Here is a 26,916-nt window from a genome sequence, read left to right as displayed (position 1 = left end):
TTCAATGGAGAATCCCATGCAAGCTTTGCAAGGCGTGAAAATCGTCGACCTGAGTCGCGCACTGTCCGGGCCGTTCTGCACCATGGTGCTGGCAGACCTCGGTGCCGATGTGATCAAGATCGAGCCCGGCCCGACTGGCGATATGAGCCGCACCTGGGGCCCCTTCGACCGGGGCGTGAGCACCTACTATTTATCGTGTAACCGCAACAAGCGCGGCATGTGCATTGATTTGCGCAATCCCGAAGGGTTGACCACCATCCAGCAGCTGATCGATGACGCCGACGTCGTCATCGAGAACTTCAAACCTGGCACGCTGCAAAGCATGGGCCTCGGTTATGAGGTGCTCAGCGCCCGCAATCCGCGACTGGTAATGGGCAGCATCAACGCCTTTGGCGCCGACGGGCCGATGAGCAGTTGGCCGGGCTTCGACCAGATCGCCCAAGGCTACTCGGGGCTGATGAGCCTGACCGGTTTCGTCGATGGCGACCCGACACGCACCGGCACCGCCATCGGCGATTTGACTTCGGGCATGTGGTTGGTGACAGCGGTGCTGGCCGCGCTGCTCGAGCGCGAGCGCACCGGGCGTGGCCAACATGTCAGCACTTCGCTGCTGGCCAGTCTGGTCGGGTTGCTGAGTGTGCACGGCCAGCGCTACCTCAGCCTGGGGGATGTGCCGCGTCGCACCGGCAACGCCCATTCGGTGATTGCACCTTACGGCGTGTTCCAGACAAAGGATGGCCCGCTCAATCTGGCGCCGATCACCTCGGCCATGTGGGGGCGTTTGTGCATACTGCTCGATTTGCCCGAGCTGCCGGACGATTCGCGCTTCGCCACCAATGAAGCGAGGGTCGAACGTCGTGACGAATTGAGAGAGATTCTGGAAAGTCGTTTGAAAACCCGCAGCAAACGCGAGTGGACCTCGATGTTCGTCGACGCAGGATTGCCCGCCGGCCCGATCAACACACTCGATGAGGTCTTCGACGACCCGCAGGTGCTGCACAGCCAACTGACCGAGACACTCACGCACCCGACACTTGGTGCACTGCGTCAGGTAGTGACCCCGGTGTTCTGCGCCACTGACAGCGTTGTCAGCCGCCCACCGCCACTGCTTGGCGAACACACCGTCGAAGTATTGCGCGAAGCCGGTTTCGACGCTGCATCAATCAACGCACTGCTCGCCGCTAAAGTAGTGTTCCAGAACTCCGATGACGTGACCGGCGCGCAATCGACAGGAGCCGCACAATGAATCCAGCCTCTTCCACAACCGTGACCGTCAACCGGGTCGATGAACGCATCGCGCGGCTGGTCTTCAGCAACCCCACACACCGCAATGCACTCAGCGCGCAACTGCTGGCAGCGCTCGACGAAAGTCTCGTCGCCCTGGCGTCGCAACGCATCCCGGTGGTGATCCTCGGCAGCGAAGTCGGCCAACCCGTGTGGAGTGCCGGCCACGATATCCGCGAACTGCAACACGACCGCGACCCGATTGCCTATGGCAAACCGCTCGAACAGGTATTGCGCCGCATCCGCGCCTATCCCGGCGTGGTGATTGCCCTGGTGTCCGGCTCGGTGTGGGGCGGCGCGGTGGATCTGGTAATGAGCTGCGACATGGTCGTCGCGGACCGCAGCGCAAGCTTTGCCATGACGCCAGTGAACATTGGGCTGCCGTACACCACCAGTGGATTGCTGCGCTTCTTCAACAATTTGCCGATTCATGTGCTGAAGGAGATGTTTTTCACTGCACAAAAGCTCGATGCGGAGCGGGCGGAACGGTTCGGTCTGGTCAACCGGCTGGTCGACACCGATGTGCTGGAAGCGACCGCACTGGAACTGGCACACGGCATCGCCAGCAAAGCGCCGCTAGCCGTTGCGGCGGTCAAGGAACAGTTGCGTATCCTCGAAGACCTGCAACCGATTCCGGTGCAGGCGATGGAGCAGATTGCCGAACTGCGCCGACAAGCCTGCGAAAGTGCTGACTTTGGCGAAGGACTGGCAGCCTTTGCCGAGCGCCGGCCAGCAGCATTTAATGGCAATTAGCACGACAGATTTGAAAGCTTCTGTGTTTGTACGACCGACTTCGCAGGCAGCCACGCTTCCTCGTTTCGGCACGCTCGACCCGACGTGAGTCGATTGCTAAACATCCCGAAACAATAACAACAAGGACGGTACCTGCGGGACCGTCCGAATGCGGGGAGTCAGATTGAAATGAATAATGAAATTCTGTCGATTTTAGTGCTAGTGGTGATTTTCGGCATCGCCAGCGTGTTGCCCATCAACATGGGTGCGCTGGCGTTCGCGGCGGCCTTTATCGTCGGTTCGGTGATAATGGACATGACTTCGGCGACCATCTTCGCCGGCTTTCCCAGTGACCTGTTCCTGACGTTGGTCGGTGTCACCTATTTGTTCGGCATTGCCCAGAACAACGGCACCATCGACTGGCTGATCGAACGGGCAGTGTTGATGGTGCGTGGCCATGTCGCCTGGATACCCTGGGTGATGTTCGTGGTGGCGGCGCTGCTCACCGGTTTCGGTGCACTGAGCCCTGCGGTGGCAGCGATCCTCGCGCCTATTGCGCTCAACTTCGCCGTGCAGTACCGCATCAACCCGGTGCTCATGGGGCTGATGGTGATTCACGGCGCTCAAGGCGGCAGTTTCTCCCCTGTGAGTATTTTCGGTGGCATAACCAATCAGATCGTTGCGTCCTCCGGGCTGCCTTATGCACCGTTCACTCTGTTCATCGCCAGCCTGCTGTTCAACCTGGGGATTGCCATGGTGGTATTCGTAGCCTTCGGTGGTTTACGCAACGCTCGGCTGTCATTGGTGGTGGTCCCGTCCGGTCCCGAGTTGCATGCTTCCGGTGCATCGCTGGCCATTCTTGGCCACGGCGGTACGCCGGCGTCCCCTGCTTATCATCGTACTGACCTGACGGGTGCCGGTGCGCCGCTACATACCCTCAGCGGCCTGGACGGGGCCAAGCTGTCGACGCTGGTCGGGCTGTTGGCCCTGGCGATCTCGGCATTAGTGTTCAAGTTCAATATCGGGTTGGTGGCCATGACGGTCGCGGTAGTCCTGGCCATGTTCGCGCCCAAGGCGCAGAAGGCGGCCATTGACAAGGTCAGTTGGTCGACTGTTCTGCTGATCACCGGGATCATCACTTACATCGGAGTGATGCAGACCATCGGTACCATCGACTATGTCGCCCATGGCATCTCCGGCCTGGGTGAACCGCTGCTGGTCGCTTTGCTGCTGTGCTTCACTGCCGCAATCATCTCGTCCTTCGCTTCGTCCACGGCGTTGCTAGGGGTGATCATTCCCCTGGCCGTGCCATTCTTGAGCCAGGGCCACATCAGTGCGGTCGGCGTGGTCGCGGCTATCGCCATTTCCACCACCATTGTCGACACCAGCCCGTTCTCCACCAATGGTGCGCTGGTGGTTGCCAATACACCCCCGCAGGAGCGAGAAAAAGTGTTGCGCAGCCTGCTGATCTACAGCGCGGTGGTTGCCCTGGTGGGGCCCTGTGTTGCCTGGTTGACCCTGGTGGTGCCCGGGGTGCTCTGAGCTATCGGGTCAGGCCCTGATCAGCCTGATGGACTCAATTTTTCCGCCATCCGCCCTGGATAATTCAGCACAAACCGGACATGCGCCTTCACCCCTGTAGCCAGGGTCGCATCGTCCACGGTGAAGTAGGGGCTGTGATTGTTCGGGGCTTTCTGCATGTCCTGGTCTGTAGGCGTTGCCCCAAGGAGCACGAACAGACCCGGCACCTTCTCTGCGTAGACCGGAATAACGGCTTCTTTTCCGATTTCTGCCTGGCACGCCTGACCGGAAGCGATCCATGGCAGCCGGTGACAGGTTGCGAGATATGGCCAGAAGAGCGCCGCTTCGAACTCAGGCTGGTGATCACGAGTGTTGGACTGAAGACAAAGACAAGTGCTCCTGCGCCTGGAAGAATCGCTCAGGACGGCATGGGTCAAGGGCAGGAGATGCCTTGTCGTCGATGATCTCCTCGCTGGCAAGTCGGCCGACTATCGCCGCCAGAGTGACGCCAGGATGCATCGAGCAAACGTACACACCGCCAATATTGGGTAGATAGCCGATGATGGGGGTGCCATCGACAGGTATTGGCCTTAGTCCGACACACGCCAACTCAGGCTCAATGGAAACAACCCCGTAGAGTTCGTTCTGGATGGCCCAGGCAGTTCGTAGTGCTATCGCTTCCGGCTGGTTTTCCAGAGCGTCTCCCAAATAATCTTCCGCCGCCAGTAACGTACCGTCCGTGCTTTGCCTCACTTCCATTTCAGGGCTGGAGATGATGGTGTTCACGAGGTTGGGTTGTGTCTTGTAGCGGATGAATATTGCAGGAGAGGCTTCTATTGGAAGGGACGCGTTCAGCGTCTCTGTCAGCTGTGTGATGCCGGTCCCTGCTGCCAGTACGACAATGTCGGCCTCAATGTTGCCCATTACGGTTTCAACTCCGATCACCTTTGCACTCCGGGTCATGAAGCCGAGCACTCGAGTCTGTGTGAAAACCTTCGCCCCATGAGCCTGGGCACCTGCGATCAAGGCATGGGTTGCTTGCACGGCGTCCAGCGCGCCTTCTTCGGCTTCATACAAGGCATGCTGAGGGGGATTCCTGAGGTTCGGCTCCAAGGCGAGAATCCGGGAGCGGGATACCAGAGTTGCCGAAGGCTGTTGACCTGAGGCGGGCGGCACTTCACCCAGGCTCGCGCTGTAAGACAGGGACCCCGTCCATCGTATCTCCAGACTGGGCAGCTCGGTTTGGAGTTGGCGGTACTCTTTGATGGCTGCAGCGCGCAACTGTGCGATGGAGTCGGGCCCGTTGTGGGAGGTGTTGATCCATGCGAAAGAGCGTCCTGTCACGCCGGACGCTATGTCTTCAGCCTCGACCAGGATGACATTGGCACCTTTGCCAGCCAGGTGATACGCCAAGGACGCGCCCACTATGCCTGCGCCAATGACAACGACTCGTTTGCCTGCACCATTTCTCATATCAACCTCCGTTCTGTCGATCTGGCGATGGTACGACAGTCGGAGGATTGATTGACGTGAGAGCCTGGTCGTTCGTGACTTCTTTGAGTGCTCGCTTCTGGCTGTTCCTGCTACCGCCCATTGACTCTCCCGTTAAGGGCACACCCTATGTTGAAAGCTCCACTTTCAGGATGCAGTGATGATGAGCAAACGAGTACTGGTGATTCTGGGTCACCCCTCAATCGACAGTTTCTGTGGTGCGTTGACCGAGAGATATGTCGAAGCTGCAAGAAGTGCCGGGCATGATGTTCGTCTGTTACGACTGGATGCACTGAGCTTCGATCCGGTGTTGCACGATGGCTACATACAGACTCAGCAACTGGAACCCGATCTGCTCAAGGCCCAGGCCGATATCACTTGGGCTGAGCACCTGGCATTGGTCTATCCGATTTGGTGGGGGGGCATTCCGGCGTTGATGAAAGGTTTTTTCGACCGGGTATTCTTGCCCGGTTTTGCCTTCAAGTACCGCGAAGGTAAAGCCTTTCCCGACAAGCTTTTAAAGGGGCGGACGGCTCACCTGCTGGTTACGATGGATACTCCACCGTGGTACTTCAAATGGGTCTACCGCATGCCTGGCCTGCACCAGGTGCGCAAGACCACGCTGGAGTTCTGTGGCATCAAACCGTTGAAGACCCTGACGTTTGGGCCGCTGCTCGGCTCCAGACCCAACCAGCGGGAAGCCTGGCTCAAGCAAGCCGAGGATATCGCCAGTCACTGATACACACGATATGCAGCATCGTCCTTGCCAGTACTCTGCCATTTGACACCCTCGGGTTCCCGACTCCGCATCCGTATGCAAAGATGCGGCGCGCCAGTACACGCCCCCGTTCCTGTGCGAGAAAAAGGACTTTTCATGTATATCGGCAAAGCCGCCCGGTTGTCGGGCACGACCGTTAAAGCCATTCGCCACTATGAAGACATAGGCTTGCTGCCGCCGCCCCGGCGTGAAGGCAAATATCGGGTTTACAACCAGCAAAGCGTTGAACTGCTGACGTTCATCAAATGCGCTCAGCAATTGGGCTTCAAACTCAAGGAAATGCAGGCGATCCTCAAGGATCACCGGGGCCAGGAGCTGCCCTGGGATGTGGCGAACAAGGCGATCACCGACAAAAAACTGGAGCTGATGACCCGGATTCAAGGGTTGCAGAAGGTCTATGCGGGGCTGGAGGAATTTGAAGCCAGCCTCAAGGACGCCCGGTATCACTGCCAGTTTGAACATCTCGCCAAAACCGCTTGAACGATTCAGGCAATCTTTCAGCGGGTGTTTCGTAGTCTGGTGTTTTCCGAGGGCGGCGATTTATGCCACGGATAGCCCTTCGCGCTGAGTTGGAAAGCGTAATCGAATAAACGCTTCATGTACTCGCCATCGAATTTCTGATTGTGCGCAAAGTTAAAGTCGGAGCCAATGTACGCAAGATTGAAATCCGCTCCATCCTGCAGCGCCATACGGTAAATTCGCTCCAGGTCGCTGATCCCCTGAGTTTGAATCAACGCACTGATGGCTCGACCGCCGATGCTCAATGTACGGCGTTTCGTCCCGGACCACTGTGGCTCCAGTGTCCCATTGCGAATGACATAGAAATGACGTTCGAGTCGCAACGGTGCTCCGGTGGCTCTGTTCAGCGCCATCTTGGTGCCAGGTGGGTAAAGGAACACCTGAGTGATCACTCCTCCGTCCACGTGCATTTCCTGAAACTGTTTGCCGTCAACGTCCACATCGATCATCACGGGTGAGACTGCGCCGGGAATACTCATCGACGCGATCATGATGTTGCGGAAGAGGTCGAGCGCTCCCGGTGCTTCGCTAGAGGCAATGGTGCCCATGTTCCACGTGACTGGCCGCCCTGAATCAAGGTCGGTTGTGCCGATCAGCAGGATTCGTCCTTTGGCGTATTCCGTTGCAATCGCCGCAAGAATCTCCGCAGTGACGTACTTTGTAATGAGCCGTGACAGTGGCTTGCTGTCCGCTATACCGTCGCTGGCAAGACGGGTCAGCACGTTTCGCGAATGAAAAACGTCTTTTGGACCGATGGCGTTGGCGATATACCGAATGACGTCGTCGTACCCTGATCCCAGGTAAGCGAACGGGGCGAGCAGGGCGCCCGCGCTAATGCCCGTGACGACCTTGAACATGGGTCGAGTCCCATGCGTGGTCCACCCCGTAATGAGTCCCGCTGCGAATGTGCCAGCGTCACCGCCTCCCGAAACTGCCAGCATACTTGCCTGCGGCAGGACGTTGTTCGGTTTGCCAGCCCTGGCGAGAGCCTCGCTCTCGCGTTTGTTGCCCTCAATTGCATCCTGAATGAACAGAGTCAGGTCGTGGTCCAGCCAGTAGCGAGCATTTGGAATGCCTGGGATCACCGCTTTTTCCGTTAACGTTTGCGGCACAGCGTCACGGCGTGGCAATCCCCCTTGCAGGAACATGTTCAGAGTTGAGGCGCCAGGTCTTAGCGGGAATGGTTTCAAAACACCTCCTCCGGTCTCCTGTAGTCGACAGCAAGCGCGCTCATCGTGCCCGAGACTTTACCCATGGTGCCCGAGATGACTGCGCGCCAGTCGACTGCGACACGTCATTCGAACGCCAGGCAGCTCATTTTGCGCTCCTTTACATGATAAAAAAACTCATTGGCCGCGCGCTCCAGGTTCTATACGAAAGCCCTTGAAGTATCCAGGTTAATGGGCAGGGCGCGATATTCAGGACGGGTCACATCTTGAAAGGAGCAGTGTCTGCACAAACTTTCGGAGTTTCTTTGACGAGCTTCGCCATCAACTCGCGCGCGTTGTCGTGATGAATCAGAGGAGCAGACCTGCCTGCAGAGAAACGAAGTCATAGTGGCCTTGTCCCGGCCCTGCGTTTCCTGGCTTCCCCATAAACCAGACCTGGACAGGATACGGCGCGATTGGCTGACAGTTGCCCTTCGTGAGAGTCCGCTTCAGCCGTTTTCTGCCTGTCACCAAGGGCTGCAAGCAACTCATGGCAGCCGCTTTCCAATGGCGCTACGCTTGTGATCGCATCCCCCACGTTCTGATGACAACGACATGAACCGCCTTCTTTGTTGCCTGCGTGGCTGGGCCCGAAAGCTTAAACGGCAAACCATGGTGCTCCGGTTTTGTTATCAGCATCCGCAAACACCCTGGCTACCCAAGTGGGTCTCGGTTTTTGTCGTGGCCTATGCGTTGAGCCCAATCGACCTTATTCCCGATTTTATTCCAGTGCTTGGATACCTGGATGACGTGATTATTTTGCCGCTTGGCATTCTGCTTGCTGTCCGTCTGATGCCATCAGCGGTGCTGCAGGAGTGTCAGCTCAAAGCGGCGGAGTGGGAGGCTAGAGACTTGCAGTGCCCGGTGAACTGGTTTGCTGCGGTGCTCATCGTACTGACGTGGTCCATTGTCGCTATTGGGGCGTGGCGAGCGTTGGGGTGATTGGCAAAGGATCGACGCGAGTAGGGGGAGTGAAGCTGTCGTCCAGTTCGGTGAATGGTTGTAGCAGCACTTCTCCCGTCGGATCAAAACCAATGCAGGAGAGCAATGGTATACAACCAGCCGATGCAGAGAGTGATGATCAGGTAGATCACCACGAGCATCAGAGCGTAATTCCACATGACACTAACCTCCCATAATCGCGGTTTGAGGCGCGTTGGGGGCGTCTGATAAACCGAATAAACTTAAATCTATCCCGTACCACAGCATCCGCGCTGCTCCTGAATCGGTGGGCATTTCACCGTGCCAAACGAACAGAACACACAGCAGTCACCAGGATTCGGGCGTAGCAGGGTTTTGCAACTGCCACACTCGTAGAAGAACTGGCAGGCGTCCGTGGGCATGGCTTCCTGCTTGGCGAAGCCGCAATGCGGGCAGGTCAATATGGATTCGAGGATGACGGCGCTCATGGTTGCCTCACTTGTGCACGGTGGGGATTCTGAATGTCGAGCCTGATGGTTTCTGCTGGAGCCTGAGCCATCGTCTTCTCCATTGAATCGATCTAACCTAGAGTCACTCTACACTCCGTACCCGGGTACAGAATCAAGGGGCATGTGATGACAACAGGGCTGAGTATCGGCAAGTTGGCGCAAGCGGCCGGGGTGAACATCGAGACCATTCGCTATTACCAGCGACGCGGCTTGCTGGATGAGCCGGCAAAGCCGCTCGGCGGTTATCGGCACTATCTACCGGAGCAGGTCAAACGGCTGCGCTTCATCAAGAGGGCGCAGGCGCTGGGATTCACGCTGGATGAGGTGGGCATGCTGCTGACACTTGATGTGGCCTGCACCTGTAGCGAGACCCGGGCACTGGCCGTGCGCAAGCTGGCCATGATCGAGCAAAAGATGGCCGACCTTGCCGCAATGCAGCAGGTGCTGGGCGAACTGGTGCACAAATGCGATGCAGGCGACGGCGGGGCGTCTTGCCCAATCATCGATGTGTTGAACAGGGACTGATTCTTTTTTTGAACTCGGGCTGAAAGCACTTATCTAAAAAAAATGTGGGAATGTTTCCCACGTAACCATGCTGATTGGCTCTGAGGGATCGAGCGGATACCGCAGTTGCTCGTTATTGCTGCAGATTTATGTTCGGGCCGGTTGGCTGGCCGCTCCAAAGGGCGGCCGGAAACTCACTGGATATTGCGTTCAATACGGAGATGACGACGCAACTCCAAGCGGAGGTGCAACATGCTGCTCAAAAAATGTTTGTTGGCTCTGGCAATTGGCGGTGTCCTGTCGGCATCGACGATCCTGGTGCCCGATTACATCAGTAGTTTCTCCAGCGTGTACGCCAAAGATGGCGGCAGCGGTGGAGGTGGAGGCGGTGGTGGTCACGGTGGCGGTGGCTCCGGAGGCGGTGGTCACGGTGGCCACGGCGGTGACGGCGGAGGCGACCACGGTGGCAACGGCCATGGAGAGGGTGGCGATCATGGTGCTGCTGGCCATGGCGCTGACGGTCATGGAGGTCCAGGGCGTGGCGACGCTGATCATGGTGGTATGGCCGGGAACAGAGGCCCGGGCAATGCGCATGACAATGACAACGCCAATGACAATGACAACGACGCCGCCGATGCAGCGAGGGACGCTGCCCGAAACGACGCTGATGCAGCCAGGGACGCTGCCAGAGCTGATGCGGATGCAGCCCGGGACGCCGCCAAGGCTGATGCGGATGCAGCTCGGGACGCTGCAAAAGCTGCTGGCGTAGCAGGCGCCGATGCAGCCCGGGACGCTGCCCGGGCCGCGGCAGATGCAGCCCGGGATGCCGCCAAGGCAGACGCCGATGCGGCCAGGGACGCTGCCCGGGCTGCCGCAGATGCGGCCCGCAACGCTGCCAAAGTCGATGCGAAGGAAGCCAGAGAGGCTGCCAAGGTTGAGGCGAAGGAGGCCAGAGAGGCTGCCAAGGTTGAGGCGAACGAAGCCAGAGAGGATGTGGCGGACGCCCCGGACGCGCCGGATATCGACGTGGTTGAGGTAGAGCACTAAGCCTGCGCCTGATGTAATGAGCACGGCAGGCATACCCGCAGAAAACGTCCCGGGAGTCTGAGGGACGTATCGGCAAAGAGTCGCAAGCCCTGATGCATCGGGGTTTGCGACTTTTTTCGGCTATCGAGCCAAGGGGAAGACCTCTACATTCAGATCGACCGTTGATTCACGCGCTGAGTCAGTTCCTGCGCTGATTCTTTTCTTTCCGAGTAGCGGTCAACCAGATCGGGGCGATCCCGTAGCAGCAGGGTGAATTTCACCAGTTCCTCCATAACGTCCACCACCCTGTCGTACAGCGACGAGGGCTTCATGCGATTGGCGGCGTCAAACTCCAGAAAAGCCTTTGGCACGGATGATTGATTGGGGATTGTGAACATGCGCATCCAGCGCCCCAGCACACGGAGTTGATTCACCACATTAAAGGACTGGGAACCGCCGCAGACTTGCATGACAGCAAGGGTTTTTCCCTGGGTCGGGCGAATGGCCCCCAACGCCAACGGCACCCAGTCTATTTGTGCCTTGAATACGGCGGACATGGAGCCGTGGCGTTCTGGCGAGCACCAGACCTGTCCTTCAGACCACTGCATCAGTTCTAGCAGTTCCTGGACTTTCGGGTGATCGGTGGGCGCGTCGTCCGGTAACGGCAGGCCTGAAGGATTGAAGATCCGCGTCTCGGCGCCGAAGTGCTCGAGCAACCGGGCGGCTTCTTCGACCAACAGACGACTGAACGACCGCGCACGAGTGGAGCCGTATAGCAACAGGATGCGCGGCTTGTGCTGGTCGTCGCGTCCATCGGCGATGGGTTGAGTCAGTGAAGTGTCGAGATTGGGCAACGGATGGGTCATGGGGGCTCCGGTTACAGCGTGGCGATGCGGTCGAGTTCCCGCTTCAGCGCATCGCGGTCAAGTTGGGCAAAAGGCAGGTCCAGGAATGCCCGGCAGCGCGTTTCAATGTGCGCCAGGGTTGAGTGGAACGCCGCCGATACCGTTGCTTCATCGCCCTTTATGTCCGATGGGTCTTCCAGGCCCCAATGCGCTTTCAGTGCCGGTCCGAAGTACACGGGGCACACCTCGCCGGCGGCCTTGTCGCAGACCGTGATGACGATATCCGGAGGGTTGGTTTCGAAAGCGTCATTGCCTTTGCTGCTCAAGCCGTCGATGGCAATGCCGGCCTCTTGCAGCGTGCTCAGGCTGCGGGGCAGTACCTGTCCCCTGGGGAAGCTGCCGGCACTGATCGCCTGAAAACCTTGCGGGGCGAGATGGTTGAACATGGCTTCGGACAGGATGCTGCGACAGCTATTGGCGGTACACATAAACAGAACGCGCATGGTGACTCCTCTTTGCAGTCGCTCAGGGGCTAAACGCTCAGGCGCAGGGCCAGGGCGGACAAGGTGATGAGCAGGATCGGCAGCGTCAGGACCACGCCGACCCTGAAGTAGTAACCCCAGGTAATGCGGATGCCCTTGCGCTCCAGAACATGCAGCCAGAGCAGGGTAGCCAGGCTGCCGATGGGGGTGATTTTGGGGCCCAGGTCAGAGCCGATGACATTGGCGTAGATCATGGCTTCACGTACCACACCCGTGGCGTCGCTGGCTTGAATCGACAGGGCGCCCACCAGCACCGTGGGCATGTTGTTCATGCCCGATGACAGCAAAGCCGTGAGCAGGCCGGTGCCCAACGCGGCGCCCCAGATGCCGAATTCGGCCATGTGGTTCAGGGCCATTGTCATGGAGGTGGTCAGTCCGGCGTTTTTCAGCCCGTAAACCACCAGGTACATGCCCAGCGAAAAGATCACGACGTGCCAGGGCGCTTCACGCAGCACTCGTCGGGTGGAAATCACATGCCCGCGCGCAGCGACGGCGAACAGCATCGCGGCACAGACCGCTGCGATTGCGCTGATTGGAATGCCCAGGGGTTCCAGCGCAAACAGCCCGATCAGCAACAAGGCCAAAACAATCCAGCCGACGCGGAAGGTCAGGGGGTCTCGCACGGCACGTCGCGGATCCAGCACGTCTTCCAGTGAGTAGTGCCTGGGAATGTCACGCCGGAAAAACCAGTACAGCACCGCAAGAGTGGTCGCCACGGCAACGAAATTGACCGGCACCATGATCGAGGCGTATTCGCTGAAGCCCAGGTCGAAGTAGTCTGCCGAAACGATGTTGACCAGGTTGGACACCACCAGGGGCAAGCTCGCGGTGTCGGCAATAAAACCGGCCGCCATGACGAACGCCAGGGTCGACGCTGGCGAAAACCGCAACGCGAGCAGGATTGAAACAACGATGGGGGTCAGGATCAGCGCTGCACCGTCATTGGCAAACAGCGCGGATACGCCGGCTCCCAGCAGTATCGTGAATACGAACAGGCGCCGTCCGTCACCCTTGGCCCAGCGCGCCACATGCAATGCGGCCCATTGGAAAAATCCGGCCTCATCGAGCAACAAACTGATGATGATGAGCGAGATGAACGTCGCGGTGGCGTTCCAGACAATGCTCCACACCAGTGGAATATCGTCCAGCGTCACGACGCCCGCAAACAGGGCCAGAACGGCTCCCAGGGAGGCGCTCCAGCCGACACCCAGGCCCTTGGGTTGCCAGATGACCAGCACCATGGTGAGCAGGAAAATGCTAAATGCAGTCAACATGCACAGTCTCGACTAATGAAGGGTCAGCAGCAGGCGGAAGTGTTGAGAGGGCGGTCGCCCATCGCGTTCAGGCGAGTGTTGTTGTCTTCAAGCCAATCGGCGTTTGCCAGCAACGTTGTCTCGAGAACGTCACGAACCCACGCCGGCAGGTCAGGATTGAGCCGGTAATACACCCACTGCCCCTGGCGGCGGTCCAGCAGCAGGCCGCATCCGCGAAGCTGTGCAAGATGGCGGGAAATTTTAGGCTGGCTATCGTCCAGGGCACAGACCAGCTCACAAACGCATAACTCGCCTTCACGAGCGATGAGCAAGGTGGCCCGGGCGCGGGTTTCGTCGGACAGACATTTGAATACGGCGGCAGGATTGAGCATTTGCGGGGCTCGACACATATGGAAATACGAATATACGTTTATCCGTATATATTCTGCAAGCCGTTCGGGCTCTGGAAGGGGAAGGTCAGGCTCGGCAAGGTTGTTCAGGTATGAGATAAACTTGAGCCATTTCGGCGCACGACAAAGGAGAGGTGATGAATGGAATCGTTTAGCGTTCGCGAGCTGAAAAAGACTGACACTGAAGCGTTATTGGCGTTCGAAGTCCATAACCGTGAATGGTTTGAATCCCATATTGATGCGCGCGACCCTGCTTTTTACTCGTTGCGGGGTGTAGTCGATCATATCGAAAGCTATTTATCCGATTTTGCCATCGGCGCCTGGCACCCGTTTGTCATCGTGGACTCCAGTCAGACAATCGTTGGTCGAGCCAATCTGAAAAGTATCGACCTGGCGATGGGTTCTGCTGAAGTGGGCTATCGGATCGCTCAACGCGCGTGCGGGCAGGGCCTGGCAACGTTGGCGCTGAGGCATCTGATCCAGCAGGCTCAAGTGCGTTGGGGGCTTACGCAACTGGTTGCCTTTGCCTACAAGGAAAATGTGGGTTCAAGAACAGTCCTTGATCGGTGCGGTTTCAAGCTTGAGCAACCCACCTGTCACGACAACACGGGGAACGAAGAGCGATTCGTCCTGTTGATCTAGACAAGACCCCCCCTGCGATTCGGAGCGTCGCAGCAGGTCAGTGACGCCCCGGTCACTCCTGCGGCGCCTGATCTTCATCCACCTCTTTCCAGCTGTCATCCGGGTCAAAGCGCTTCATCGCTTTCGCCAGTTTTTCACCACCGGGTCCCAGGTCCTTCTCGAACACCTGGCCGTCATGGCTGATCATGAAACTCATCACTCCGGTGTCGTTGTATTTCGCTGGCCATGCGATCAGCGCAAAGCCTCGGCTCATCTTGTCACCGATGAGATAACTGTAGGCGCCACCCGGTGCCGAAGGTCCCTGGCCATCAAGGATGCGGAAGCGGTAACCATGCCAGTCTTCGTCGGCAATGGCTTTGCCGAACGAAGGCCCCAAGGGGCTGATCTGGTCGCTATCGTCTTCTGCCCAATAGAGTCCATCGTGCTTGCCGGGGGTGCTGAAGATTTTCTGCGCATACTCAAGAGCGCCATCACCGTCTCGATCGACTGACGCATAGTCCATCTGGGCGTCGTGATAGGCCAGCACCGACTGCACAGCGGCGAGTTCATTGCGGCCGATCTGACGTGCACGGATCTCGGCGCTACCGGCCTTCAAGTCAAAGCGCCAACCGTCGGTGGCTTTTGTCATGGGGATGGGCAGTGTCCAGTTCTTGCTGCCAACCGCCAGGACTGCCTTGCGGTCGCTGGTGTTTTCAATGTGATGTTGCTCACGGTATTGCTGCAAAAACGCATCCACATCTTCGCGCTGCACGCCTTCACGGGGGATGTAACTGTGCCAGTCACTGCCCAGCAGCTCGGTCAGGCGTGCCTGATCGGAATGTTCCGTGCCCAGCGCTTCAACGAACGCTTCAGCGGCCTTTTCTGGTGTTGGAAAGGCTTGCTGTGCCGTCGCCATGCACGACCACGCCAAGCCGACAGCTATCGCAAGGACATGAGGGAGCAAGCCCGTGAGTCCCTTCACTCGAGGATGGTTTTTCAACGGCGGCCCCCCCTTTGACGCGCTGGTGGACTGGACGGCCGACTGATCTGCTGACCAGCCGATCGTGAGGCACTGGGGCGCTGGGCGGATGCCTGGCTCGACCGGCCACGATTGGCCTGGAGGTTGGCCTGGGACGGTGAACGTGCGCCGGCGAAAGCATTGTTGCGGGCACTGCCGGCGCTGGCGGCCGGCCGCTTGTTGGTTCCTTGACGCGTCTGCACGGCGCCCTCTTTGCGCTGATTCAACTGGGCGCCCTGGTTCCTGGGTTGCTGATCGGCCTGACGATTCACGTTCCTGGGCTGCTGATTGTCCCGGGTGTTCCTGGCAGCACCCTGGCCTCTGTCAGCCGCCTTCGGTCTGTCTGCACCGGCCTGCAAGCGATTGCCGTCCGCAGTTCCGGACTGGAGTTTGCGCGCTTGATCACGGGCCTGGAGGTTGCTGGTGGCAGGTCGTTCGATACCGTGCCTGTCCATTGAGCTGCGGGCATTTTCACGGGCCTGAGCGCGCTGGGCGTTGTCCCCTCGATAGGCTTCACGCTGACTGGCACCGTTCAATTGGCGGCCGTACTGTTCGCGGCTCTTGTTGTCGCGATAGGGAACGCCATTGCGGTGCACCGGGTTGTGCTGCCATTTGTTCTGGTTGTTGGTGATGCGGTTGTTGGCGTTGATGTTGTTGTAGCGGTTGACGTCGATGTCGACGTCGTTATTGCCCCAGTCACATTCACCCCACAATGCCCCGACGATGGCCACGCCAGTGCCGAACGCCAGCCCCGCCATCAAGGCCTGACCGGGGTAATAGGCGGGCGGTGGTGGATAGTACACGGGCGGCGACGCCGGGTAGGCCCAGGTGCCGTAGGTGGTTGTCGGGTTATAGGTGGGGACGTACACCACCTGTGGATCTGAAGGCTGGATGATGATGGTGGAGCTGCTGGCCGGTGCCGCTTCCGGAGCTGGAGCCGTTGCCTGTGTTGTGGCGGTGGTTGCCTTGGCCGGTGCCGCGACATTCTGAATCGTCACGTTCTGGTATTGGTTGCTCTCCAGGTTGCCAGCAGCCTGGGCCTGACGACGCAAGCGTTGTACGCCGTTCATGACATCGTCGGGCTGCGCCAGGAAGGCATCACCCAGGCGTTGTACCCAGACGGGGTCCTGCCCCAGCGTTGCCAGAACCTGCGGGAAGGCGACCAGTGCCTGCACGCTCGGATCCCAGGGCTGGCTTGCGACTTGTTTGACCGCATCGTCACCCTTGGCATCGGGGTGCGCTTTGGACCAGCTGACCGCCTCACCGACTTCCCCGGGGTACGTGGTGGCCATCAGTACCTGTGCCAGCAGGGGGTCCGGGTAAAGCGCAATGGGCGCCAGCATTTGATCCAGTTGTTCTTGGGTGAACACGGGGTCCTTGGTCGCCGCTGTGACGGGCGCCGCATTGGCCGCGCTTGCCGGTGCCGGTGCGGCCGCGTCCGCACCCAGTGCCAGGCAGGAAGATCCGCTCAAAAGCAGTACAGCCGACAACGCGTAAAGTAATGGAATGTGCATTGCACCCCCCATGTGGTCAGGCAGGCTTGAAATGAGTGGATCATCCCTGGCAGGTGCAAGCCGGCTTTGCAAGCCACAGAGCTCGGCCTCGACACCGCTTCCTAATGGTAGCAGCTCATTTCAAGAACCCCGGTTGTCTTTAAAAGGCTGTGATCCCGATCAATGTGCGCTGGCATCGCTTTCGTGTTCTTCGGCGAATGCCATGAATACCTTCAGGTCCAGCACGTCCAGCTTGATCTGGGCGATGAACGCCGAGAAGGCCAGGTTGGCAGCCAGGATACGCAGATCAGAGGCCCAGGCCGGAAGGTAGACCGGTGCCTTGAGCCAGCCGGAGTCGAACAGTGGCGCCAGACGCAGGGTGTCAGCCAGGCTGAGGCGCCCTGCAAACAAATGCCCGACCAGTTCCGGCCGGTTATCGCGGATTGCAATGCGCAGCAGGGTGTGGACGCCGAGCAACCCGGTCAGGTAAGCGGCGTCCTTGGTAAACGCCGAACCGCCACGCAGATCGACGCCACGGAACACCCGTTGGGTTGAGCGGAAGGACTCTTCTTGTGTCTGCCCGGCCGCCAGGAAACCTTCGAACACCTGGATGAAGTCGGCGCCCTCCAGCGCCTGCTGGACGGCGAGTACGCGCAGGGCCAGGCGACGCAAGCGGTTGATGTCCATGCTGCCGGTGAACAGTTCGGCCAGGGTGGCAATGCCTTCCTGAGTCTGGGTCGTGCGCGGTGCGCCCAGACCCAGGCTTATGAGGTTGGGCTGCCGCGCGCCGTTTTGTGCCGTGGCGATATGCACGAAGGCTTCGTGTTGCAACAGCTGATTTTTGTCCAGCTCCGAGAACAGTGCGCTGGCCCGCAGGCGAATGCGACTCGATCCGGCGATGGCCTTGGCGGCCAGGTTCGGATCGAGCACGACCGTAATTTGTCCGACGCCGAAGAAGCGGTCCAGTTCCGGTTGAAGCCAGGCGGCGAACGCCTTGGCCGGAATTTCGGCCGGGCTTGGTGGAATCTGCGCACCGCCCAGCAGGGCGTCGGTGGTCTTGAGGAAGAAATTGGCCGCGTCGAGCATGCTCAGTTGCAAGCGCGTGTAATAGAAGTCCGGACGTCGGTACAGCGCTGACGAATAGTGGGTAAACGCCGGGGTTCCAATGGCGCCCAGCATGTGTCCGGCCGTGGCATAGCTACGGGCGGTCATGGCGAGGAAATTCCCGGCCGGATGCCCCACATCGCAGCGGCTGATAAAGGTTTCCAGGGCGGCGATATCGGCACTGTGGTCGCGGGGCTGCAACTCGACCCTGGGCAGTTCGGCACGCCCGCCGCGCCATTTCGCCAGGAAGTCTTCCTCGACCCCATCCGGCCAGGACAGGGCATCGAGCACGCGGATCTTGCGGGTCAGACCGGGCAGGGCAGCATCGAGCTCGGACAGGCTGGCGGCGCTCATGGATATCTCCTTGAGGGACGAAGTGACGTTACAAAAGCTTAGTCGTCGCGCGCAGTTACGTGTTGAGCTGGCTACGTGTTGAGCTGGCGGGTCGCCCGGGCGAAGTCGATGAATGCCTTGAGCGCTGCCGGCACATGGCGGCGACTCGGGTAATACAGGTGCAGGCCCGGATAGTAGGGGCACCAGTCGGCCAGCACCTGGATCAGGCGCGCATCGGCCAGATACCTGCCAACCATGTCCTCGAACACATAGGCCAAACCCACACCTTGCAATGCCGGCCCGATCATCAGGCTGACATCGCCGAGTGTGAGCGGGCCACTGACTTCGATTTCCTGGGTGATCCCACCGCGTTCGAATTCCCACCGGTACATCGCGCCGCTGGGGAAGCGGTGGCGGATGCACGGCAGGCCATGCAAGTCCTCGGGTTTGTGTGGTGCGACATGCCGTTCGAAGAATGCCGGTGAGCCCACGACCACCGAGCGCATGTTCGGCCCGATGGGCAGTGAAACCATGTCGGCTTCCAGGCGATTGCCAAAGCGTACCCCCGCGTCAAAACCGCCGGCGACCACGTCCACCAAGGCGTCGCTCTCGACGATCTCCAGGCGGATATCCGGGTACGCCTGCAGGAACTGGCTGACAATCGGCAGCAACACCAACTCACACGCCTGTCGACCTGCGGTAATGCGCAGGTTGCCTGAGGGCTTGTCGCGAAAGTTGTTGAGGTCTTCCAGTGCATCGTCGATGTCACGAAAGGCCGGTTTCAGCCGGGCGTAAAGTCGTTCCCCGGCGTCAGTCAAGGCCACGCTGCGGGTGGTGCGGTTGAACAGCCGTACGCCCAGGCGATTCTCCAGGGCGCGCAATGAGTGACTCAAGGCTGAGGGCGTGAGACCGAGTTCCACTGCCGCACGACTGAAGTTCAGGTGCCGGGCGATGCACAGGAAAATCGACAGGTCGGCGGTGGAGGGGGATTTCATTTGTGAGCGCCTTTCACTAAGACATGCAAAATTGCTGGGATTATCACATCAGTAGCACGCGCTTAAAGTCGCATCAACTCATCGAGAAGGCCCGGCAATGTCGCACGGGTCGCTGACAGGAGGAGTTGAAATGCGTACCTGGTTCATTACTGGCGCTTCCCGTGGTTTTGGCACCCTCATCGCAGAACACGCCTTGCGTGCCGGCGACGCCGTTATCGCCACTGCCCGCAATCCACAAGACATCACTGATCGCCTGGGTGATTACCCGAACCTGCTCGCCGTGCGGCTGGACGTCACTCGCGAGGAAGAGGCGCATCAGGCTGTCGCAGAAGGCATCAAGCGTTTCGGGCGCATTGACGTGCTGATCAACAACGCCGGTTTCGGTGTGCTGGGCGCGGTGGAAGAAACCAGTGCCAGCGAAACGGAGCGTCTGTTCGCCACCAACGTGTTCGGTGTACTCAATGTCACCCGCGCCGTACTGCCGCACATGCGGCGCCAGCGTAGTGGTCATGTCATCAACATCTCATCGATCGGCGGCTATCAGGCCTACATGGGCTGGGGTGTCTACGGCTCCACCAAGTTTGCGGTGGAGGGCATTACCGAAGCGCTGCATCAGGAACTGGCGCCCTTGGGCATCCATGCGACGGTTGTCGAGCCCGGGTTCTTCCGCACCGACTTCCTGGACGAGCAGTCGCTGATCAAGACCGCCCTGGAACTGCCGGACTACGAGGAAACCGTCGGCAAGATGCGCCAGTTTGCCGAAGGCGCCAACCATGCGCAGCCTGGCGATCCGGTGAAGTTTGCCGAAGCGATGCTCGCGCTGGTCAACGCCCCAGAGCCACCACAACGCCTGGCGCTGGGCAGCGACACCGTGGCCCGAATCGAGGCGAAAAACCGCTTTGTGCAGGCGGAACTGACCGAATGGAAAGCGCTGGCGCTGTCCACCGACTTCAAGGTCTGACGTGGCGGCCCAACGCTGGTTTCAACAGGTGCGTAAAAACCGGGCGAGTCCCGGTTTTTGCGTTTGTGCAGATAAGCTCACGCCGCTCTTTATTCCATGACCGGTGCCGGCTCTTTCTGTGTCTGGGGGCTTGGGGCTTTGATAATCAGCAACAATGGCATGACCGCCAGTGACAACAGCATCAGCAGCTTGAAGTCGTCCACGTAGGCGATCCAGCTGGCTTGCACGTTGACCAGGGCGTCCAGGGTGGCGCGGCCGGAGGCGGCCATCGGGTCCAGGTAACTCTTGATCGACCCTGCGTCGAAGGCCCGGTTGAAAGGCGTGACGTAGGCACCTATCTGCTCATGGTTAGCCTGGATGTTCTGGGTGAGCAGCACGGTCACGATGGAGATCCCGACGCTGGAACCGACATTTCGCGACAGGCTGTAAAGCCCGGTGCCTTCGGCGCGCAAGGAGGCGGGCAGGGTCGCGAAGGCAACCGTGGTCAGTGGCACAAACAGCATGCCCAGGCTGGTGCCCTGGATGAAGCCCACCCAGATGACGGTTTGCATCGACACATCAGGCGTCCAGCCGGTCATCAACCCCATCGACAGCGCTGACAATCCCAGGCCCGTCAGCAGTAACAGGCGGGTATCGACTTTGCCCAACAGTCGGCCGGCGAGGAACATGGTCAGCATCGTGCCCAAGCCTCGCGGGCCCATCACCATGCCGGCGGTCAGCACCGGATAGCCCATCAGGGTTTGCAGGTAAGGCGTCATCAGCGCCAGTGAGGCCAGGTAGGTAATACCGACGATGAAAATGAAGATGACGCTGATCGAAAAATTGCGATCCTTGAACAGCTTGGGACTGATAAAGGGGGTGTCTGTGGTGAAGGTGTGGACCAGGAACACATACAAGGCGACAGCGGCCACGATCGCTTCGACCAGGATTTCACCGGAAGCGAACCAGCCCAGTTGCTCACCCCGGTCGAGGAACAGTTGCAGGGCCATGATCGCCACGCTCAGCGAGCCGAAGCCGAGCCAGTCCAGGCGGGTCGTGGTGTCGGTGGTCGTTTCGCTGACGTAATAGACGATCCCGGCCAGCGCCAGCATTCCGATGGGCAAATTGATGAAGAACACCCAGCGCCAACTGAAGTGCTCAGTCAGCCAGCCACCGAGCATCGGCCCCAGCACGGGGCCGACCATGACCGACACACCGAACAGCGCCATGGCCGAACCGCGCTCCTTGAGGCTGTAGATGTCCAGCAGAATGCCTTGGGACAGAGGCACCAGCGCCGCGCCCGCCAGGCCCTGCAGCAGGCGGGCGAGAACGATTTCTTCCAGCGACTGCGCCAGGCCGCAAAGGATCGACGAGACCACAAAACCGATAATCGCCCACAGCAGCACGCGTTTGCGCCCGAAGCGTCGGGCCAGAAAGGCAGACGGCGGCGTCATGATTGCAGCGGCGACGATGTAGGACGTCAGCACCCAGTTGATCTGGTCGGAACTGGCCGAGATGCTGCCTTGCATGTAGGGCAGGGCGACGTTTGCAATGGTAGTGTCGAGCGCTTGCATGATCACGGCCAGCACGACGCACGCGGTGATCATCCCGCGATGGGCCACGGGTTCGGTCGCTGCCGGGTCATTCATGGGCCAGAGCCGGGGCAGAGACCTTGTCCGCCAGCAGCCCCGAGAACAGGTGCGGCAGGCCACGGGCCGAGCCAGTGTCGATTTCTGCCTGCACGCTCATGCCGGTGCGCAGCGGCGGTTTTTCTCCGGCGTCATCGATGCTGATGCGCACGGGAATCCGTTGCACGACCTTGACCCAGTTGCCCGTGGTGTTTTGCGCGGGCAGCAACGAGAAGCTCGAACCCGACGCCGGGCTGATGCTGTCGACGGTGCCGTGCCACTGCACGCCGGGGTAGCTGTCGACGCTGATCTGGACGGACTGGCCGGGTTTCATGTGGGTCAGTTCGGTTTCCTTCGGCGACGCCGCGACCCACAGGTGGTCGGCCGACACCAGGCTGATGCCCGATTGTGGTGGTTGCAGGTACGAGCCGACTTGCAGCGAATCGACGTTGGTCACGACTCCGTCAAACGCAGCCCTGACCACCGAGTTGTTCAGGTTGCGCTGTGCTTCGTCGACGGCGGCCTGGGCAACCAGATACGTGGACTGTTGTTCGACGGGGGTTGCGATATTTCCACCGAGTTGCGCCAGCACCATTTGTGCAGTGGCCTTGGCCACGGTGATTTTTTGCCGGGTGCTGTCCAGCGCATGCCTGGCATCGTCGTAGTTGGTTCTGGAAACCGCGGATACGCTGAGCAGGGTTTGCTGACGCTGGAAGCTGGCCTGGTAGTAGGCAAGGTCGATTTGCGCCTGGTCGATTTCGGCCTGCGCCTGCTTGTAATTGGCCTGGAGATTGAGGATCTGGTTACGCACATTGCTCAGTTGCGCCCTGGCACTGGCCAACGCAATCTCAAAGGGTTCGGGCTTGAGGGTGAACAGGACCTGGCCCTTGACCACCCGCTGGTTGTCCTTTACATCAACCGAGGCGACAAGCCCCGAGACATCGGTGGAGACGCCGACATGGTCGGCTTGTATGTAGGCATTGTCGGTGGAAATGATCTGCCCGCCCGTTACATACAGATAGCCGCCGACCACCAGCACGATGGGGAGCAAGGCGAAGAGCGTGGTGCGCACGAGTTGCCGTCTCTCAATCATGACGATGCTCCTGTTCTTCAACGGGAAGATTGCAGGCTTCGATCAGGTTGGACCTCATCCGCTTCATCATCTGCAGTAGCAGTTGTTCCTCCTCGGCAGAGAATCCGCGCGTGGCTTCCTGACGGGTAACCCGGCCCATGTCCCGCATGAGTTGCAGCAGCGGATGAGCCTGCTCCGTCAAGAACAGCAGGGACAGGCGTCGATCCGTGGGGTGCCGACGTCGCTCGACCAAACCGCGCTCGGCCATTTTGTCCAGCAGACGCACGAGGGTGATCGATTCCAGCTCCAGCAGATCCGCGAGCCCTTTTTGATGGATACCTTCATGGGTCGACAGCATGGCCAGCACTTGCCACTGCGACCGGGTGAGGCCGACATGCCGCGCGCGCTGCTCAAACCGCTTGCGCATCAGCCGGGCGCTGTCATGCAGGGCAAAACCAAGGGTCAATGGGTCGGTCATGTTGAAATCTGCTGCTGATGAGTTAACTCATCATAGTTGAGCTTGTAATTAGTGAGCTATCTATATTTGCAAAATAATTGAGGTGAATCGATTCTCTCGACGGAGCCAGGGTGGCTGGCAGTGAGCGGCATCTTTCAGTACTCCGTGAGCGTGCCTTTCGAAGTGCCTTACGGCCGGTAAACCCGACCTCAGAGCAGGCTCCACGACACCCCGACGTACATCGCCATGCCTTCTCCGGGTGTGGATCGTGCCGCGTCCAGCCCTTTGTCGTCGTAGCCCGGCGTGACGGTGGCGGCATAGTGCTTGTCGGTCAGGTTGCGCAGGTCCAGCCAGGTCTGCCAGTCGCCCTTGGGGGCGTTGTAGCCCAGGGTCGCACCGAATATGGCGTAGGGATCGGCGTAGTAGCTGTTGGCGTAGTCGACGGCCACTTTGGACGCCCATTGCGTGTTGAGTGTGGCGAAAAAGCCTTGTGGCCAGTCGTAGCGCAGTTCGCCCTGGTAATAGTGCATCGGCAGGCCCGGCAGGCGGTTGTCGCCAAAGCGGTCATCGTCGCGATAGTGGAAGTCACTGAAGGTATAGCTCTGGCGCAGGCTCAATTGGCCGCCATCATCCGGTGACCAGAGCGGGCTCAGCAGGCTGGCTTCCACGCCCTGGTGCACGGTGGGGCTGGCGTTGAGCTCGTAGGGCGTGGTGGCATTGGCATCCGGCAACACCGAAAGCAATTCATGGCGCACCTGGGCGTAGTACCAGGCCAGGCTCCATTGCCCCAAGGTGCTGTCACCGCGGCCACCGATTTCCAGGGTGGTGGCGGTCTGGTTTTGCAGCTTCACCGGATCGCGCTGGGCTCCGGTGGCGACGCCGCTGCCTGCAGGGAGTCGAATGTTGGAGCTATAGATCAGCGACCAGGGGTGTGGCGCCTCGACCGAGCGGCTGAGATTGCCGAACAGTTGCAGGTCAGGTGTCAATTGATAGCGCAGGCCCACGCGCGGGGCGTAGTCCCAGTCGTGCAGGCTGGTCTTGCCACCTTCCTGCGGGTAGGTGACGTCGCTTTCACGGCGGGTGTAGATCGCAGCGAGGCCGGTGGTCAGCCACAGGTCGTCGGCGATCTCCAGGTCATTGCCGGCATGCAGGACGGTGTCCGAGCCCTGATAGGTGAAGTTGCGAATCGGCGTGCCCGGCGCGTAACCGGCAGTGTTGCCGGTGGGGATGCGCACGAACTCGCTGGCGCCGGCATTGGGCAGGTGTCTGGTCACGCGCAGGCCCAGCGTGCTTTGGCTTTGCAGACCCCAGAGCGTGTCGCGACGCTTGTAGTCGAAGGTGCCGCTGACGTCGGTGTATGCCACCTTCAGGCGATTTGGTCCCTCGCTCAAGTCCATGGGATAGTCGTGGTAGACCAGGCCGGTCTGGATGCTCGAATCGTCATCGATGTACCAGGTGGTCTTGTTGCCGATAAACGTGCTGCCCGGCTCGTCGCGGCGGTCATCCCGCGCCACGTAGGCGGGGTTGGCCGCCCGAGGGTCGTGCTCGATGGAGTGCTTGGTCACGCGTCCCGCGAGCTCGTTGTCGGTCTGGCGGTGGCGCAGGTAGAAGCGTGTTTCCAGGTCGGGATTGAGGCGATAACCGAAGTTGGCGATGACGCCTTGGCTCTCGCTGGCCGTATGGTCCTGGTAGCCGTCGGCGTTTGCCTCGGTCATGGCCACGTAGTAATCGAAGTCGCCGAGCACTTGCCCGGAACTGACCTGGCGCTGGAGGTAGCCGTGGCTGCCGGTCGCGTAGCGCACCTGCAACAACGGTGAGTCGTAGCCAGTGTGGCTGACGTAATCGATGGCACCGCCCAGGGCCAGTGCGCCCCGGTCGAATCCGTTGGCGCCGCGCAGCACTTCCACATGGTCGAGCCACAGCGGTTCCAGCAATTCATAGGGCGTGCCGCCAAGGCCGGTCAGAGGCAGACCGTCGAGCATGGCGTACAGTCCCGAGGCGTGGGCACCCGGTGCACGGTTGATGCCCGATCCGCGGATCGAAATCTTCACCCCTTCGTTACCCGCCGACTGGGCATGGATCCCGGGCTGGTAAGCCAGCACATCCTGGTTGCTGGCCACGCGCCCCTGCAGCGGGCGGCGCAGGTCGACCACATTGGTACCGCCGGGCACCTGGGCCAGCCGCGCCTTGGCGGCCTCGATCGTCTGGTCTTCGTCGCTCCGGTCCTCAGCCCCGATCAGCACTTGTCCCAGTTCCAGGCTCTGAGCCTCGGTCATGGCCGGACAAACAAGGGCCAGGCCCAGCAAGGCAGCGGGCAAGGATTCAGGCGAGGGCATTGGGGAAACTCCAGACATACGGCAACGGGCAATGAACAGTGCGACGCATGAAAGGACGAAGGAAACACATGGCAATCGCAGGAATCATTCCGGGCTATGCCGGCCTGACAACGCAGCAGATTCATGAAAAGGGGGAGGGAGCAGGAGGCCGCATTCTTGCTGCGGTGATTCGGGACGTGAAGCAGCCCTTCGCGAAAGGCTGCTTACTATTGTGGATTCAACGGGGTGATTCAACGAATTGGATTCTTGTAACCAGGATCCCGGCTAAACCCACACAGCGGCACCTTGGGTGCAGCATTTGAAGCTTGAGGCCGCACATTTCCGACGGCCTCGGGACTTGCTACACGGATCAGCTATTGCTGTGATCGGCGGCCTTGGCTTTGCTTTCGGCTACAGCGGCTTCAGCTTTCTGCTTCTGGGCAACCTGGAAGGCTTCCATCGAGACTTTCCGGGCCGACTCCATGCGAGTGAAGGTACGATCACCGCCACCTGTGGCCATTGCCAGGGAAGAAGCGGTCAGGGCGGCGACTACGAAGAGAACTTTCATGGATTTCATTTGGGTTTCCTCAAATTGAGAGTTGGTAAATAACTAGAATTTGTAAATAACGAATAGCGGTATGTATCTGCTAACGCAGAACCTGCCTGTTCAACCTGGCTTTACCATCAAGCCAGGGCGGCGTGTCGTGCGCTCCAGGTGTCTTGTTCCAGACGTCCTTCGCTGCCTTTGTTTTTTGCATAGGCGGTGAGCAGTACCATCGTCGCGAATCCACCGACGATGAGAACCGGATAGGCTGCCAGCAACTCGACCAGCGAGTATTTCCAGGCCAGCGGACGACCAACACCCAGCATGGCGGCATAGAACCACGACACCGCAGAGAGCGCACCGGAGAACAGCGCCAGCATGCGCAGGTTGAAGGAAAGATTAAGTAACGAACCGGCTTTTTTCAGCGCCGGCAATACAGCGCTATGCAACACGAAGCCGTTAAAGGTCAACAGTACAACGATCCCGATCTTGGCTTGCAGTTTTGGATTGAGGAAATACTCCATCCCCTTGCCGGCATAATCGATCCCGACAATACCAATGCCCGTAATCCAAAGGGCCCAAAGTGCAAGTACTACGGTTTTTTGCAGGCTTTCCATGTGTGCGTCATCATGGTGACCTGACGCATCTCCCTTCAGGAGTTGCTTGACCATTGCGACGTCACTGGTCAATACCAGGCCGATTGCCACACAGCAGGCGATAAGGTGGAAATACACAACGCCCAAACGAACATATTCCACGGCTGGCGAAGAAAGAAAACTAAGATCCATGGTTGCCTCTTTGTTTTAATAGTGAATCAACATGACGCTCGGCACGGATTAATTGGAATTTTCCG

At 59.6% G+C, this 26,916-nt stretch carries 27 protein-coding genes and 1 pseudogene; 10 read left to right on the top strand and 18 right to left on the bottom strand.

Annotation, left to right across the window (positions count from 1 at the left end):
• The first annotated feature begins 16 nt into the window (after positions 1-16).
• From ACEN8Q_RS09475 to ACEN8Q_RS09465, 3 genes are all read left to right on the top strand, one after another.
• Entirely contained in the window at positions 17-1,246 is a 1,230-nt protein-coding gene (locus ACEN8Q_RS09475) for a CaiB/BaiF CoA transferase family protein (RefSeq protein WP_413705047.1), read from the top strand.
• Positions 1,243-2,037, top strand: coding sequence for a methylmalonyl-CoA decarboxylase (scpB, locus tag ACEN8Q_RS09470; RefSeq protein WP_413428571.1), 795 nt, complete (start codon positions 1,243-1,245; stop codon positions 2,035-2,037). The genes ACEN8Q_RS09475 and scpB overlap by 4 nt, the downstream gene beginning before the upstream one ends.
• Positions 2,038-2,205: 168 nt before the next feature.
• Positions 2,206-3,558, top strand: coding sequence for an SLC13 family permease (locus tag ACEN8Q_RS09465; protein ID WP_413705046.1), 1,353 nt, complete (start codon positions 2,206-2,208; stop codon positions 3,556-3,558).
• Between the two features lie 20 nt (positions 3,559-3,578).
• Here the strand turns inward: ACEN8Q_RS09465 and ACEN8Q_RS09460 are convergent.
• Together ACEN8Q_RS09460 and ACEN8Q_RS09455 are read right to left on the bottom strand one after the other, a co-directional pair.
• Positions 3,579-3,776 (bottom strand): annotated as a pseudogene (locus ACEN8Q_RS09460) (amidohydrolase); the annotation flags it as partial.
• Between the two features lie 124 nt (positions 3,777-3,900).
• Positions 3,901-5,010: an NAD(P)/FAD-dependent oxidoreductase gene (locus ACEN8Q_RS09455; protein WP_413428573.1), complete on the bottom strand. Its 1,110-nt coding sequence runs from the start codon at positions 5,008-5,010 to the stop codon at positions 3,901-3,903.
• A gap of 178 nt (positions 5,011-5,188) precedes the next feature.
• Between ACEN8Q_RS09455 and ACEN8Q_RS09450 the strand changes: the two genes are divergently transcribed.
• Positions 5,189-5,767, top strand: a complete 579-nt coding sequence (locus ACEN8Q_RS09450) for an NAD(P)H-dependent oxidoreductase (protein WP_413428574.1) — start codon at positions 5,189-5,191, stop codon at positions 5,765-5,767.
• Positions 5,768-5,902: 135 nt separating this feature from the next.
• The gene (locus ACEN8Q_RS09445; RefSeq protein ID WP_413428575.1) at positions 5,903-6,286 is read left to right on the top strand and encodes a MerR family transcriptional regulator; all 384 of its coding nucleotides are present in this window, start codon (positions 5,903-5,905) and stop codon (positions 6,284-6,286) included.
• 17 nt (positions 6,287-6,303) lie between these two features.
• Here the strand turns inward: ACEN8Q_RS09445 and ACEN8Q_RS09440 are convergent, their stop codons facing one another.
• Positions 6,304-7,515 (bottom strand): patatin-like phospholipase family protein, encoded by a 1,212-nt coding sequence (locus tag ACEN8Q_RS09440; protein WP_413705045.1) that lies wholly within the window; start codon positions 7,513-7,515, stop codon positions 6,304-6,306.
• 573 nt (positions 7,516-8,088) lie between these two features.
• On the opposite strand from ACEN8Q_RS09440, the gene ACEN8Q_RS09435 reads away from it, so the two are divergent.
• Positions 8,089-8,475 carry a YkvA family protein gene (locus tag ACEN8Q_RS09435; RefSeq protein ID WP_413705044.1) on the top strand — a complete coding sequence of 129 codons (387 nt, stop codon included), beginning with the start codon at positions 8,089-8,091 and terminating at the stop codon, positions 8,473-8,475.
• Positions 8,476-8,723: 248 nt separating this feature from the next.
• On the opposite strand, the gene ACEN8Q_RS09430 is transcribed toward ACEN8Q_RS09435, so the two are convergent.
• The gene (locus ACEN8Q_RS09430) at positions 8,724-8,942 is read right to left on the bottom strand and encodes a GDCCVxC domain-containing (seleno)protein (protein ID WP_413428578.1); all 219 of its coding nucleotides are present in this window, start codon (positions 8,940-8,942) and stop codon (positions 8,724-8,726) included.
• Positions 8,943-9,089: 147 nt separating this feature from the next.
• On the opposite strand from ACEN8Q_RS09430, the gene merR reads away from it, so the two are divergent.
• Complete coding sequence (merR, locus tag ACEN8Q_RS09425) at positions 9,090-9,488, top strand: Hg(II)-responsive transcriptional regulator (protein ID WP_413428579.1); 399 nt, start codon at positions 9,090-9,092, stop codon at positions 9,486-9,488.
• Positions 9,489-9,719: 231 nt separating this feature from the next.
• Positions 9,720-10,514: a hypothetical protein gene (locus tag ACEN8Q_RS09420; protein WP_413705043.1), complete on the top strand. Its 795-nt coding sequence runs from the start codon at positions 9,720-9,722 to the stop codon at positions 10,512-10,514.
• A gap of 149 nt (positions 10,515-10,663) precedes the next feature.
• Here the strand turns inward: ACEN8Q_RS09420 and arsH are convergent, their stop codons facing one another.
• The 4 genes from arsH to ACEN8Q_RS09400 are packed head-to-tail and all read right to left on the bottom strand — an operon-like array spanning position 10,664 to position 13,525.
• Positions 10,664-11,359, bottom strand: a complete 696-nt coding sequence (arsH, locus tag ACEN8Q_RS09415; protein ID WP_413428168.1) for an arsenical resistance protein ArsH — start codon at positions 11,357-11,359, stop codon at positions 10,664-10,666.
• A gap of 11 nt (positions 11,360-11,370) precedes the next feature.
• Entirely contained in the window at positions 11,371-11,841 is a 471-nt protein-coding gene (locus ACEN8Q_RS09410) for an arsenate reductase ArsC (RefSeq protein WP_413705042.1), read from the bottom strand.
• 29 nt (positions 11,842-11,870) lie between these two features.
• The gene (locus ACEN8Q_RS09405; RefSeq protein WP_413428170.1) at positions 11,871-13,154 is read right to left on the bottom strand and encodes an arsenic transporter; all 1,284 of its coding nucleotides are present in this window, start codon (positions 13,152-13,154) and stop codon (positions 11,871-11,873) included.
• A 23-nt stretch (positions 13,155-13,177) separates the two neighbouring features.
• Positions 13,178-13,525 carry a metalloregulator ArsR/SmtB family transcription factor gene (locus ACEN8Q_RS09400; protein ID WP_413428171.1) on the bottom strand — a complete coding sequence of 116 codons (348 nt, stop codon included), beginning with the start codon at positions 13,523-13,525 and terminating at the stop codon, positions 13,178-13,180.
• 159 nt (positions 13,526-13,684) lie between these two features.
• Here ACEN8Q_RS09400 and ACEN8Q_RS09395 point away from each other — a divergent pair, with 159 nt between their 5' ends.
• On the top strand, positions 13,685-14,185 hold the full coding sequence (locus tag ACEN8Q_RS09395; protein ID WP_413428172.1) for a GNAT family N-acetyltransferase: 501 nt from the start codon (positions 13,685-13,687) through the stop codon (positions 14,183-14,185).
• 52 nt (positions 14,186-14,237) lie between these two features.
• Here the strand turns inward: ACEN8Q_RS09395 and ACEN8Q_RS09390 are convergent, their stop codons facing one another.
• The 4 genes from ACEN8Q_RS09390 to ACEN8Q_RS09375 form a co-directional block, all read right to left on the bottom strand.
• On the bottom strand, positions 14,238-15,080 hold the full coding sequence (locus ACEN8Q_RS09390) for a DUF2950 domain-containing protein (RefSeq protein ID WP_413428173.1): 843 nt from the start codon (positions 15,078-15,080) through the stop codon (positions 14,238-14,240).
• An 80-nt stretch (positions 15,081-15,160) separates the two neighbouring features.
• Positions 15,161-16,696 (bottom strand): DUF3300 domain-containing protein, encoded by a 1,536-nt coding sequence (locus tag ACEN8Q_RS09385; RefSeq protein ID WP_413705041.1) that lies wholly within the window; start codon positions 16,694-16,696, stop codon positions 15,161-15,163.
• Positions 16,697-16,855: 159 nt separating this feature from the next.
• Complete coding sequence (locus tag ACEN8Q_RS09380) at positions 16,856-18,133, bottom strand: flavohemoglobin expression-modulating QEGLA motif protein (RefSeq protein WP_413428175.1); 1,278 nt, start codon at positions 18,131-18,133, stop codon at positions 16,856-16,858.
• 71 nt (positions 18,134-18,204) lie between these two features.
• The gene (locus ACEN8Q_RS09375) at positions 18,205-19,107 is read right to left on the bottom strand and encodes a LysR family transcriptional regulator (protein ID WP_413428176.1); all 903 of its coding nucleotides are present in this window, start codon (positions 19,105-19,107) and stop codon (positions 18,205-18,207) included.
• 130 nt (positions 19,108-19,237) lie between these two features.
• Here ACEN8Q_RS09375 and ACEN8Q_RS09370 point away from each other — a divergent pair, with 130 nt between their 5' ends.
• Positions 19,238-20,068, top strand: coding sequence for an oxidoreductase (locus ACEN8Q_RS09370; RefSeq protein WP_413428177.1), 831 nt, complete (start codon positions 19,238-19,240; stop codon positions 20,066-20,068).
• 89 nt (positions 20,069-20,157) lie between these two features.
• Here the strand turns inward: ACEN8Q_RS09370 and ACEN8Q_RS09365 are convergent, their stop codons facing one another.
• The 6 genes from ACEN8Q_RS09365 to ACEN8Q_RS09340 form a co-directional block, all read right to left on the bottom strand.
• A complete protein-coding gene (locus ACEN8Q_RS09365) occupies positions 20,158-21,696 on the bottom strand; it encodes a DHA2 family efflux MFS transporter permease subunit (protein ID WP_413705040.1) in 1,539 nt (512 codons plus the stop codon).
• On the bottom strand, positions 21,689-22,768 hold the full coding sequence (locus ACEN8Q_RS09360) for an HlyD family secretion protein (RefSeq protein ID WP_413428179.1): 1,080 nt from the start codon (positions 22,766-22,768) through the stop codon (positions 21,689-21,691). The genes ACEN8Q_RS09365 and ACEN8Q_RS09360 overlap by 8 nt, the downstream gene beginning before the upstream one ends.
• Positions 22,761-23,225, bottom strand: coding sequence for a MarR family winged helix-turn-helix transcriptional regulator (locus ACEN8Q_RS09355; RefSeq protein WP_413428180.1), 465 nt, complete (start codon positions 23,223-23,225; stop codon positions 22,761-22,763). The genes ACEN8Q_RS09360 and ACEN8Q_RS09355 overlap by 8 nt, the downstream gene beginning before the upstream one ends.
• A gap of 188 nt (positions 23,226-23,413) precedes the next feature.
• Positions 23,414-25,540, bottom strand: coding sequence for a TonB-dependent receptor family protein (locus ACEN8Q_RS09350; protein ID WP_413705039.1), 2,127 nt, complete (start codon positions 25,538-25,540; stop codon positions 23,414-23,416).
• A 349-nt stretch (positions 25,541-25,889) separates the two neighbouring features.
• Complete coding sequence (locus tag ACEN8Q_RS09345; RefSeq protein WP_413428182.1) at positions 25,890-26,096, bottom strand: co-regulatory protein PtrA N-terminal domain-containing protein; 207 nt, start codon at positions 26,094-26,096, stop codon at positions 25,890-25,892.
• Between the two features lie 107 nt (positions 26,097-26,203).
• Positions 26,204-26,851 carry a hypothetical protein gene (locus ACEN8Q_RS09340; RefSeq protein ID WP_413428183.1) on the bottom strand — a complete coding sequence of 216 codons (648 nt, stop codon included), beginning with the start codon at positions 26,849-26,851 and terminating at the stop codon, positions 26,204-26,206.
• Positions 26,852-26,916: the final 65 nt, after the last annotated feature.

The organism is Pseudomonas sp. Pseusp16 (genome assembly GCF_047324915.1).
In the GTDB taxonomy this organism is placed as follows: Bacteria; Pseudomonadota; Gammaproteobacteria; order Pseudomonadales; family Pseudomonadaceae; genus Aquipseudomonas; species Aquipseudomonas fluorescens_CD.
The sequence above is the reverse complement of the archived record's forward strand: the minus strand, read 5'-3'. Positions and strand labels throughout refer to the sequence as shown.